The following is a 10820-nucleotide window of genomic DNA, read 5'->3' on the forward strand; positions in this document are numbered from 1 at the left end:
ACGGAGTCCTTGAAAAGCCTTCTGGCCCCGTGCAGTCAACATTTTAGGTGTGGGTACAGCGGCCTAGTTTGAGTCGAAATGACCATAAACACCCTGAAAGCCTGCCGATGAACACCGACTGCCTTTGGGCTACTACAGTGGAGCACATCGTGCTGCCTATGATCAACGTTGGTTACATCCAGTTACTCCGCGAATACAAGGGCTTAAGCCAGGCCGATCTGGCTAACAAAGTTGGGCTGCCCCTGCAGGCCATTGCGGCCTGTGAGAAAGGGGAGTGCATGCCCTCCATTGGTCAGTTGGCTGCTGTTGCCCGTGCGCTGGGGGTGCCGCTTGAGGTCTTCTTCGAACAAAATGCCGCTTGTCCCCCACCGCCCGACTGTGATGGTCAGGCCAAGTCCAAGGGATCCATCCCGCCAGCGCAGACGGAACCGACTCTGTTATTTAGAGCAGATGACCCAAAAGTTCTCACCCCCGCGCTCAAAGCTCTGGTGCTTAAGCGAGCCCTAGCCTATGCCGAGATCGAGGAGGAGATTGGTGAGGTTGCTGTGTCACCGCCCCAAATGCCGGTGGAGACCTATGATCCGCATGCAGTGGAGCGCTACGCTGGGGACGTGCGAGACTTTCTAGGGGTAGAACATGCTCCTCTGGGAGATGTCATTGCCCGACTTGAGGAGCGCGGTTTGAAGATCCTCCTGACCCCCCTGCCAGCCCGTGTCAGTGGGCTCTCAGCTTACACCGAGTCGCTTGGAGCAGTTATCGTCGTCAACGACAATCACCCTGTTGAACGGCAGTTTTTCACCGCTCTACACGAGTTGGCTCACCTCATCTGCCATCGCCAGGACTTCGCGCACCCAGAAAAGGCTGTGGATGGCAAGCTGTTCGTGACAGCGGTGCGGAGCACTAGGGAGAAACTCGCCAACCATTTGGCCGGGGCAGTGCTGCTGCCGCGTGACGTCCTTGAGCGAGAACTTCAGGCATTCCGCCACCGCTGGGTTCCTGAGGCCATGCTGCTTGACCTCAAGCTCCGCTACGGCGTCAGCATGCGAACTGTCCTGGTGCGAGCCGCTCAAATTGGTATCATTTCTCGCAAGCAATGTGGCCAACAGATCGGTGTACTGAACAAGAAATACGGAAAAGACAAAGAGCCGCTTGAGCTACGGCGCGAGTTTTACAACCCGGCTTGGCAGAACGACCAGAGCCAACTGCCCAAATCCCGCCTTGAGCGGCTGGTGTTTCAGGCTCTCTCCCTTGAGGTTGTGAGCGCTTCCCGAGCTGCAGAAGTGCTGGGGGTTTCAATGGAGTATATCCGCAAGCGAGCTTCGTTTTGGTGGTCGAACGGCGCAAGTGCTCTTTAGCAGCCCCTAATGACCTTGCTTTCTGACGCCAACATCCTCATTGACTTCGCCAAGGTTGGGGGGCTGGAATCCTTAGCGAGGTTGGCAAGTCTGGAGGTGCTTGACGTGGTACTGGCAGAAGTCGATGACCCTTGCAAGTCCCAGGTTCTTGCTTTGGGCGTGCAGGTTGTCCAGGTGCAGGAAACGTGGCTTCCAGAGGCAATGGTTCTGAAGAAAAGTGGGTTGTCGATAGCTGACGCATTGTGTCTTCACTACTGCCGTACCAGCAGCTCTACGCTCCTCTCCAACGATGGCCGGTTGCGCAGAGCTTGCGCGGAGAGCGGCGTTGTCGTCCACGGCAGCCTTTGGGTAGTGTGTGAGCTCTATAACCAAAAGGTTTGTCTGCCGGAGGTACTGTGCAACTGGCTGGATCGCTGGGAGAAGGAGTTGAAAGCTCGCCTCCCTGCTGACGAGTTGGCCCAGGTGCGACAGGTTTTAGGATGTATCTCAGGTTCGTAGCGCCAGCACCCACCCTCAAGTCCCGGCAGTCCAGGTGTTGCCGTACTCGATCTGCTCGGGGGTGAGGCTGTCGATTTGGATCCCCATGGCTTTGAGCTTGAGGCGGGCGATGGCCTCGTCCACCTCGAGAGGAATGGGGTGAAGCCCTGGGGCCAAGCGGCCCCGGTTTTTCACCAGGTATTCGCAGGCCAGGGCCTGGTTGGCAAAGCTCATGTCCATGACGCTGGCGGGGTGCCCTTCGGCAGCAGCCAAGTTAATCAGCCGGCCTTCCCCCAGCACCACCACTGACTTGCCCGACTGCAGACGGTATTCTTCCACAAAGGGGCGCACCGTCTGTCGGGAGACGGCCCGCTCCTGCAGCGCCACCAGGTCGATTTCAATGTCAAAGTGGCCGGCGTTGCAGACCATCGCCCCATCCTTCATGCGGTCGAAGTGCTCGCCGCGAATCACGTGCTTGTTGCCGGTGACGGTGATGAAGATGTCCCCCAGAGCAGCGGCTTCTTCCATCGGCATCACCCGGAAGCCGTCCATCACCGCCTCCAGAGCCCGCACCGGGTTGACTTCCGTGACAATCACCTGGGATCCCATGCCGCGGGCCCGCATGGCCACTCCCTTGGCGCACCAGCCGTAGCCAGCCACCACCACCGTCTTCCCGGCCAGAAGGATGTTGGTACAGCGCAGGATCCCGTCCAGGGTGGATTGGCCGGTGCCGTAGCGGTTGTCGAACAGGTGTTTGGTCTCGGCGTCGTTGACGGTCATCACCGGGAAGCTGAGCACCCCCGCCTTGAGCATGGCCCTAAGGCGCACCAGGCCAGTGGTGGTCTCTTCCGTGGTGCCGATGAGCTCCGACAGTTGCTCCTGACGGTGCTGCACCAGCTCCGCCGTCACATCTCCGCCATCGTCGATAATCAGGTTGGGGCGGTGATCTAGGGCAATCTGGACATGGCGGCGGTAGGTGGCCACATCTTCTCCTTTGAGGGCAAACACCGAAATGCCATGGTCCGCCACCAGGCTGGCGGCCACATCGTCTTGGGTGGAAAGGGGATTGCTGGCAATGAGAACGCTATCCGCCCCCCCTGCTTGTAGAGCCAGGGCCAGGTTGGCCGTTTCGGTCGTAATGTGGCAGCAGGCCACCAAGCGCAGCCCGGCAAAGGGCTTTTCTTGAGCAAAGCGCTCCCGGATCTGGGCCAGCACCGGCATCTCCCGCGCCGCCCACTGGATCCGTTGCTTGCCCAGGGGGGCGAGGTTCAGATCTTTCACTTCATGCTTCGGGAGAGACAGGGTAGCGCTGGTCATCGAGTGTTGCTCCAAACAGGGTCATCGAGAGAGGATAGGGGAACGGAAACTGCAAGCCCCAAAGGGGGCCAGGCAGCCATAAAGATCAGCAAGGATGTCGATAAGCCTGAACTATTCTGCCACAAGGGATCCCCTTTCAGCGCTGGGGCTGGATGTAGGCAACCGCCGCATTGGCGTGGCCGGCTCCGACCGGCTGGGGCTGCTGGCTACTGGCCTGGGGGTGATCCAGCGCCGTTCCCTCTCAGAGGATATTGCCCAAGTGCAGGAGTGGATCCGCCGCCGCCAGGCCACCGTGGTGGTGGTGGGGATCCCCCTTCTGGCGGATGGGTCGGTGGGATCCCAGGCCCGCAAAGTCCAGCGGTTCGTGCGCGCTTTGCAGGTGGCCGTGGATCTTCCCATTGTTACCGTCAATGAATACCTGAGCACCGCGCAGGCGGAGTGGGATCTGCGCGAGGCGGGGATCCCGGCCAAAGCCCAGAAGGGCTTGATCGATCAGCAGTCGGCGGCGGTAATTCTCCAAACTTGGCTGGACGAGCGACGGGCTTCCCTGTCAGAAGTGCCGGCTTGGCAAAGCTGGGGCAACACAGACTACGCTGGAGAAGTCTAGCCGGGAAAGTTTAAATCAATTCAAGCCCAAGGTGGGCCATCCCTCGTTGCCCCTTCTGCATCAGCAGGGTGTGATTGTTAAGTCGGGGCCTTTCGCGCAACTTTGATAACGTCTGATAACGTCACGTGAACCATCCGAGCATGAATCGCATTTGCATTCTTGGGGGCGGCTTTGGCGGGTTGTACACAGCTTTGGAACTGAGCCGGCAACCCTGGCCAGAACCACCCCAGATCACCTTGGTCGATCGGCAGGAGCGGTTCGTCTTTGCCCCCCTGCTTTATGAGCTGCTCACCGGAGAAATGGAAGACTGGGAGGTGGCCCCCCGTTTTCAAGATCTGCTGCCCCCGGGATCGGTGCAGTTTCGCCGCGGATCTGTCCAGGCCATTGACCCTCAAGCCCGCCGCGTGGAGCTGGAAGATGGGCAAAGCTTGGAGTACGACGCGCTGGTGCTGGCGCTGGGGGGAGAAACCCCTCTGGAGAGCGTTCCGGGAGCGGCGGAGTTTGCTTTTCCCTTTCGCACCCTGGCAGATGCTCAGCGGCTGCGCGCCCACCTGAAGGCGTTGGAAGACCGGGATCCGGCTCAGCCTGTGGCTCTGGCCATTGCAGGAGCAGGGGCCAGTGGCGTGGAATTGGCCTGCAAATTGGCGGATCGGCTGGGCTGGCGGGGACGGATCCGCCTCATCGAGTTGGGATCCCAAATCTTGTCCGGCTTTGCTCTCTCCAGCCGGGAGGCGGCCCAAGAGGCGCTGGCCCAACGGCGGGTGCAGGTGGAGTTGCAAACCAAGGTCTTGGGCATCGAGGCCCTTGGCGAGAACGGCGCCCCTCCCTTCCATCTGCAGCTGCAACGGCTGGAGACCCAGGAGATCGCCACAGATCTTGTGGATGCTGTGCTGTGGACTGTCGGAACCCGACCGGCAGCGGTGATTGCCAATTTGGATCTGCCCAAAACGGAGCGGGGACGGCTACAGGTTTTGTCCACCCTACAAACCCCCACCTTCCCAGAGATCTTTGCCTTGGGAGATGCAGCAGCGGTGGTGGATGCGGAGGGCAAGCCGGTGCCGGCCACAGCCCAAGCGGCTTTTCAACAGGCCGGTTATTGCGCCTGGAACCTGTGGGCTTTGCTCACCCAGGAGCGGCCTCTCTTGCCCTTTCGCTACTTTTCCTTGGGGGAAATGCTCAGCCTGGGGGTGGATACGGCGGTGCTTTCTGCCCTTGGCGGCCTCACACTGACCGGCCCCCTGGGCTATTTGGCCCGGCGAACTGCCTATTTGGTGCGCCTGCCCACACTGGAACACCAGCTCAAGGTGGGATGGAATTGGATCACCCGCCCCCTGTGGCAAGGGCTGCTGGCCCGCTAGGATCCCTGTAACTGGCAAGAGCGCTCGTAGGCCGCTCGCACTGCCTGCATCAGGGCTCCCCGCACCCCCGCCTGCTCCAAGGCTTGGATCCCGGCAATGGTCGTCCCCCCTGGACTGGTGACCCGGTCTTTGAGAACGGCAGGGTGCAGATTTTCTTGCTGCAAGAGGGCAGCAGTACCCGCCAAGGTCTGCAGGGCCAACTGGGTAGCAATGGGACGCGGCAGCCCCACCTGTACCCCTCCGTCGATCAGCCCTTCCAGAATCACCGCCAGATACCCCGGCCCGGAACCCGAAAGTGCCGTCACCGCATCCATCTGGCTTTCGGCCACCGTCACCACCTCGCCCACCGCGCGAAACAGCTTCTCCACCTGCTCCACCTGCATAGGCGTCACCCCTGGCCCGTAGCTGATGGCCGTTATGCCCGCCCCCACCAGCGCCGGCGTGTTGGGCATCGTGCGCACCACCTTTTGTTTGGGAAAAGCCTGCTGCAACTGCTGCAAGGGGATCCCGGCCATAATCGAGATCACCAGCTCTGTGGCGGACAGCCGGCCCATCTCAGCCACCACTGTCGGGAAGAGCTGCGGTTTAACGGCCAGAAACAGAATCTCAGACTCTCCCGCCTGGGATGGATCCGCCAACAATCGGATACCCAGCTCCTGCTGCAGGGCCACAGCCTTATCCAGATCAGGCTCCCGCAAGGCCACCTGCGCTGCGGGATAAACTCCCACAGCTACCCAACGCCGCAGCAGGGCGGATCCCATGGCTCCACCCCCGATAACACTTAGCAGTGGCCGCTCCATAGCAACTAGTGCTGACCTACTGCCTGCAGATGCTCATAGGTGCTGGGCCAGAGGGGGGTAGGGCTTTGCAAAGGGCGCTGCAGCGGCTGCACCACTTGGCTACTGGGGGTGGAAACCATCACCGTGCTGGGGGTGAACAAAAAAATGTTCTCTCCGATGCGCTCTTGGTGGCCATCGATGGCGTAGGTGCCGCCGGCAACGAAATCCACAGAGCGCTGCGCCTCAGCGGGATCCATTAGGGTCAAGTTCATGATCACCGTCTTGCGCTCCCGTAGGTACTGGATAACCTGAGCCATCTCATCGAAGCTGCGCGGCTCCATCACCACCACTTCACTGGTGGGTGGGTTTACGCCCGGTAATCCAATCACGTTGCTCCCCATACTGCCCCCTGCTGAGCGATCCCGATGCTGACTGCGCCGATGGCCCCGCGACTCTTCTCGACCGGCAGAGCCCTCCCCCGCTTCCACTCCCCGTTGCCGCCGCCCTCGCGGAAGGGTACTCACTTCCTCCTCTTCGGGGGGAGCAGCCGGTTGGGAACGGCGTCCCTCGTAGAGCAGTTGGTAATCATCCTGCCCTTCCATTTCAGAGTACTCCTCCAGGCCGTCCACGGGATCATTCAGACCCACAAAATCTCTTACCCTGCTCCAGATTCCATTGACATTCATATGCACATCCTCACTACAGGTCATGGGTTTACGGCGAGCGTAGGATTCAGGCTCTTGATTGGATCCTGAGTGGCTCACTCAAGCTAGGGGGCGTCCTTTTATTCTCGGTCAAAGTCTTTCAATAGGCTGAGACAGGGTTTGCTCAGAAAGCTGCCGAAGCGAGTGGGGGCTAACGCAGGTTAACAAAACCCCATTGATTCGACGACTAGAGTTTACCCAGAAGAAGTGAAGATGTCATCTCACTTGCCAAGCCGTTGTTTGGCAGGATTGAACTCTGCTCCCCGTCTGGATTGAGCCCACGTTAACGGAAGTAACGCAAATGATTACAAATTTCCCCAAAATTTCCCCAATAGGGCAAATCCTGGGCGGGATCCCCCCGCTTTTGATCGAGCCAAGCCAAACTCTCGCCCCGAAGGTACCCCGCAGGGCGACTGGGGAGTTGCACGGCTTTACACAAAATTTAATCACAATTTAACGGCTTCACAGAGGTCACATCTATTCCTGCTCGGCGTCGGCAAACAAAGCGCGCCCCAGCCGGATCAAGTTAGAGCCTGCTGCCACCGCCAGGAGGTAATCGTCGGACATGCCCATGGAGAGGGTGTGCACCTGCAGATGTTCATAGCCGCTGCGCTGGATGTAATCGGCCAGTTCGGCCAGCTTGCGAAACAGGTCTAGGGCCGCCTCTGAGCTCAAGCCCAAAGGCAAAATGGTCATCAGGCCCACAATTTGCACCTGCAGCAGTTGGTTCAGTTCGGGGAGGCTCTGCAACAGATCGGGGATGAGCCAGCCGAACTTATTGGGATCCGGAGCCAATTTAACCTGCAGGCAAAGCTTGGGGGTGAGGTGCAGCTCCCAAGCCTTTTGGTTGATCAGCTTGGCCAGGCGCAAGCTATCGACGCTGTCAATCCAGGCAAATTGCTTGAGGGCCGGTTTGACTTTGTTGGTCTGCAGATGCCCGATCAAGTGCCAGACGATATCGGTCAGATCTTGCAGTTGCCCTTGTTTGACGGCGGCCTCTTGCACTCGACTCTCCCCAAAGTGGCGGATCCCGGCCCGATAGGCGGCGCGGATGTGGTCGGCACTGTAGCCTTTGCTCACTGCCATGATCTCCACATGGTCTGGGATCTGGGCTCGGATGGCCTGAATGCGGCTGTGGATGAGCTGCTCGTCAAGGGGCATCGTCAGGTCAGCAGGCCGGGGATCTCTATCCCCATTCTCGTTCCAATTGGCAACAATGCTCTGGGATAGATTTTTGCAGAACCCAGAGCCAACGGGCTGTCCGCTACCGCTGCCAGGGATCCGGTCGGGAGATGATCACGCGGGTGCCGGGCGCCAGTTTGCGCGCGTAGTCCAACTGCACCACTTCTGGGTTTTGCTTCAGGGCTTCCCCCTGGAGGCGAATGGCTTGGGCTTCTCCTTCTGCCAGGATCACCAATCGTTGTTTTTCCAGCTCTGCTTTTTCCACGAGGAAGCGTTCCCGCTCTTTCTCTTGCTCGGCAATTTGCTTTTGCTCGATGGCCGTTTGGAATTGGTCGGAGAAGCGGACATTGCGCAGCAGCACGTTTTGCAAGATCAGGTCATTCTCAGCAAAAATGCTGGAGAGCTGCCGCTCCACATTTTCCTGGATCTGCTCGCGTTCTTCCGAGAAAACGGCGATGGCGCGGTGCAAAGCCAGTTCATTGCGCACCACCGTCCGCACCTCTGGGCGAATCACTTTGTCCACGTAGGAAGGGCCAATGGTCTGGTGCAGGTGGGCCACTTGGTCGGGATCCAAGCGAAAGCGCACCGAGACATCGAGGGAGATCTGCTGGCCGTCGGCGCTGAGCACTTTCAACGCATCATCCCCCTGGTTTTCGGAGCGTTGAGAGGCCATGGTGTAGGTTTGGGTGCGCACGTCGTAGAAGATAGGCGTTTCCACCAGCGGCAGCAGGAGGTGCAGCCCTTCTCCCAGCGGCTGCGGCTTCAGCCCCGTCAGGGAGTTGAACACCACGGCCCGTGTGCCGGCAGGCACCACCACCAAGCACTGCAGCAAGGTGGCCAAGAGGATCAGCAGCAATGCCCCACCCACCAAGGGAATCCAGGACAAAGCGGGAAGTTCAAAAGCAGGACGACGGGGGTGGGCCGATTTCACAGGTGTGTTACCCAAAAACCTAAAGAACTCGAACAGGTGCCCCGGGGATGGCCGGCCAAGCTCTTCTTGAGCTTAACCCAAGGCCGCAGCCAAGATCTGATAGGCCAGTTTGGCGACCGTGAAGGCGCTGCGGCGATCGGTTTCCCGTTCCCCCGTGACCGACAGCTCGACCACATCGGCGCCGACAATTTGCCGTTGCTGTCCTAGCGCCCGGATCAGCTCCACCGTCTCCCACCAGCCCAAGCCGCCGGGTTCGGGGGTACCGGTGGCCGGCACCACAGCGGGATCCAGCCCATCCACATCCACCGTCAGGTAAACCTGGGGGCCCAAGGTGGCGATCACCTCTGGGATCCACTCCTGGGCTGGCTTGGTGTGCAAGCTGTGGGCAAAAAAGGTGTGCAGACGGCGCTCGCGAATGGCCTGGCGGTCTTCGGCGCAGATGGAGCGGATCCCCACTTGGGTGAGGCGGCTGCCCACTTGCTCCACCACGCGGGCCATGGCAGAAGCATGGGAATAGCGGGATCCCTCGTAGCTATCTCTCAGGTCGCAGTGGGCATCGATTTGCAGGACGTGCAGCTCCGGATAATGGGCCAGGTGGGCAGCAATCAGGGGCCCGCTGATGGAGTGCTCCCCACCAATGGAAAGCAGGAACCGCCCCGGTCTCACCCACTCGGCAGCGCGACGCTGGATTTCGGCCATAGCCAGCTCCTGGGCGGAAGATCCCAGACCTTCCAACTCCACCGGCGGTGCCGTCCAGTAGCGGGAGATCTCTTCCGAGAAGTCGGGGTGAAGAGCTGGCTGGCGATCCCGTACCTCGTCGTAGATCTCCACATAGGCAGAAGCCTGCAACAGCGCCTGAGGGCCTTTGGCGGTGCCTTTGCCATAGGAGGTGGTGGCCTCGTAGGGGACGGGCAGGAGAATTGCTTGGGCCATCTCCGGATCCGGCTCAGGCAGGCCCAGGAAGGGGAAGGGAGAGCGATACATGATGGCTTGCAAGAAGGGATCCCTATTCTATTGAATCTATTGAAGAATTGTGGTGAGCCAAAAGGACTGGGATGATGGGGTAAAGAGGGACCCTTGTGGGATTGAGGCAAACCCTCTAGACTGAGCAAAGGCTTCCCCAAGCCCAGTTTTAGCAGCCGTTTGTTTTCACTCCTCTTAGACTGCCTTTCCACAAGCTGACGAGCCTATGACCACTGCCTCTCACGCTGCTCTTTTCGACGCTCTGGCCCAACGTCGGGCCCTCAAGATCATCAGCGGTCTACAAAACTTCGACCTGCAGTCGGTTCTGAGCATCACCCGCGCCGCCCAACAGGGAGGGGCCACTTGGGTGGATATCGCTGCCAGCCCCGAATTGGTGCAGCGGGTACGCGCCCAGATCGATCTGCCCATCTGTGTGTCGGCGGTGGAGCCGCAGCAGTTGGCCGCAGCCGTACAGGCAGGAGCAGACATGGCCGAGATCGGCAATTACGACAGCTTCTACCCTTCAGGCCGCATCTTCTCCGCAGCGGAAGTCCTAGACCTTACCCGCCGAACCCGCTCTCTTCTGCCCCGCACGCTCTTGTCGGTAACCGTTCCCCACACTCTGCCTCTGAATCAACAGGCAGAATTGGCCGAGAAACTGGAGGATCTGGGAGCCGATCTCATCCAAACCGAGGGCAGCACCAGTGCCGAGCCGGTTCACGGGGGATCCCTGGGCCTGATCGAGAAGGCTGCCCCCACCCTGGCCGCCGCCTATGAAATTAGCCGTGTCGTCTCGGTACCGGTTATCTGCGCTTCCGGCCTCTCGACGGTAACAGTGCGCTTGGCCATTGCTGCCGGCGCTTCAGGTGTAGGGGTGGGCAAAGCTGTCAGCCGGCTCCAGGATGAAGTGGCCATGGTGGCTCAAGTGCGGGCATTGGTGGAGGCCTTGGGAGGATCTCGGATCCCTGCCCTTGTCTAGGTCGATGTCTGACCGGTAAAAGTTGACCCTCTTGCGCCAGCGTGCGCTGGTGCATTTTTTTTAGATTTTCTTGGACAAGCAGGGAATAAGTAGGTAAGTAGGGCAGCTGAGGGTTGAGATCAGCCGCTAGAAGTTTTGCTGCTCACCAAATTTTCGGGCTGGAGGCCC

11 protein-coding genes are annotated in these 10820 nt (G+C 59.9%); 5 read left to right on the forward strand and 6 right to left on the reverse strand.

Annotated elements, in window-relative coordinates; all coding sequences use genetic code 11:
* Positions 1-158: 158 nt before the first annotated feature.
* Positions 159-1355, forward strand: a complete 1197-nt coding sequence (locus NW818_RS08075; RefSeq protein ID WP_414357747.1) for an ImmA/IrrE family metallo-endopeptidase — start codon at positions 159-161, stop codon at positions 1353-1355.
* Positions 1356-1364: 9 nt separating this feature from the next.
* Positions 1365-1853, forward strand: coding sequence for a hypothetical protein (locus tag NW818_RS08080; protein WP_414421600.1), 489 nt, complete (start codon positions 1365-1367; stop codon positions 1851-1853).
* A 15-nt stretch (positions 1854-1868) separates the two neighbouring features.
* Here the strand turns inward: NW818_RS08080 and ahcY are convergent, their stop codons facing one another.
* Positions 1869-3149 (reverse strand): adenosylhomocysteinase, encoded by a 1281-nt coding sequence (ahcY, locus tag NW818_RS08085; protein ID WP_011433351.1) that lies wholly within the window; start codon positions 3147-3149, stop codon positions 1869-1871.
* A gap of 94 nt (positions 3150-3243) precedes the next feature.
* On the opposite strand from ahcY, the gene ruvX reads away from it, so the two are divergent.
* Both ruvX and NW818_RS08095 read left to right on the forward strand, forming a co-directional pair.
* Complete coding sequence (gene ruvX / locus NW818_RS08090; protein WP_414424275.1) at positions 3244-3756, forward strand: Holliday junction resolvase RuvX; 513 nt, start codon at positions 3244-3246, stop codon at positions 3754-3756.
* Positions 3757-3896: 140 nt separating this feature from the next.
* Entirely contained in the window at positions 3897-5114 is a 1218-nt protein-coding gene (locus tag NW818_RS08095; RefSeq protein ID WP_011433349.1) for an NAD(P)/FAD-dependent oxidoreductase, read from the forward strand.
* On the opposite strand, the gene proC is transcribed toward NW818_RS08095, so the two are convergent.
* The 5 genes from proC to speB all read right to left on the reverse strand — a co-directional run bounded on the left by proC (position 5111) and on the right by speB (position 9706).
* Positions 5111-5914 carry a pyrroline-5-carboxylate reductase gene (proC, locus tag NW818_RS08100; RefSeq protein ID WP_011433348.1) on the reverse strand — a complete coding sequence of 268 codons (804 nt, stop codon included), beginning with the start codon at positions 5912-5914 and terminating at the stop codon, positions 5111-5113. The genes NW818_RS08095 and proC overlap by 4 nt on opposite strands.
* Before the next feature lie 5 nt (positions 5915-5919).
* The gene (locus tag NW818_RS08105) at positions 5920-6495 is read right to left on the reverse strand and encodes a cell division protein SepF (protein ID WP_011433347.1); all 576 of its coding nucleotides are present in this window, start codon (positions 6493-6495) and stop codon (positions 5920-5922) included.
* 579 nt (positions 6496-7074) lie between these two features.
* Positions 7075-7758, reverse strand: a complete 684-nt coding sequence (locus tag NW818_RS08110; RefSeq protein ID WP_414374881.1) for a YggS family pyridoxal phosphate-dependent enzyme — start codon at positions 7756-7758, stop codon at positions 7075-7077.
* A gap of 103 nt (positions 7759-7861) precedes the next feature.
* On the reverse strand, positions 7862-8710 hold the full coding sequence (locus tag NW818_RS08115; protein WP_011433345.1) for a prohibitin family protein: 849 nt from the start codon (positions 8708-8710) through the stop codon (positions 7862-7864).
* A 72-nt stretch (positions 8711-8782) separates the two neighbouring features.
* Positions 8783-9706: an agmatinase gene (gene speB, locus NW818_RS08120; protein WP_011433344.1), complete on the reverse strand. Its 924-nt coding sequence runs from the start codon at positions 9704-9706 to the stop codon at positions 8783-8785.
* A gap of 193 nt (positions 9707-9899) precedes the next feature.
* Between speB and NW818_RS08125 the strand changes: the two genes are divergently transcribed.
* Positions 9900-10652 (forward strand): DUF561 domain-containing protein, encoded by a 753-nt coding sequence (locus NW818_RS08125; RefSeq protein ID WP_011433343.1) that lies wholly within the window; start codon positions 9900-9902, stop codon positions 10650-10652.
* The last annotated feature ends 168 nt before the right edge of the window (positions 10653-10820 follow it).

Origin of the sequence: Synechococcus sp. R6-5, assembly GCF_047461775.1 — a bacterium.
Lineage (GTDB): Bacteria > Cyanobacteriota > Cyanobacteriia > Thermostichales > Thermostichaceae > Thermostichus.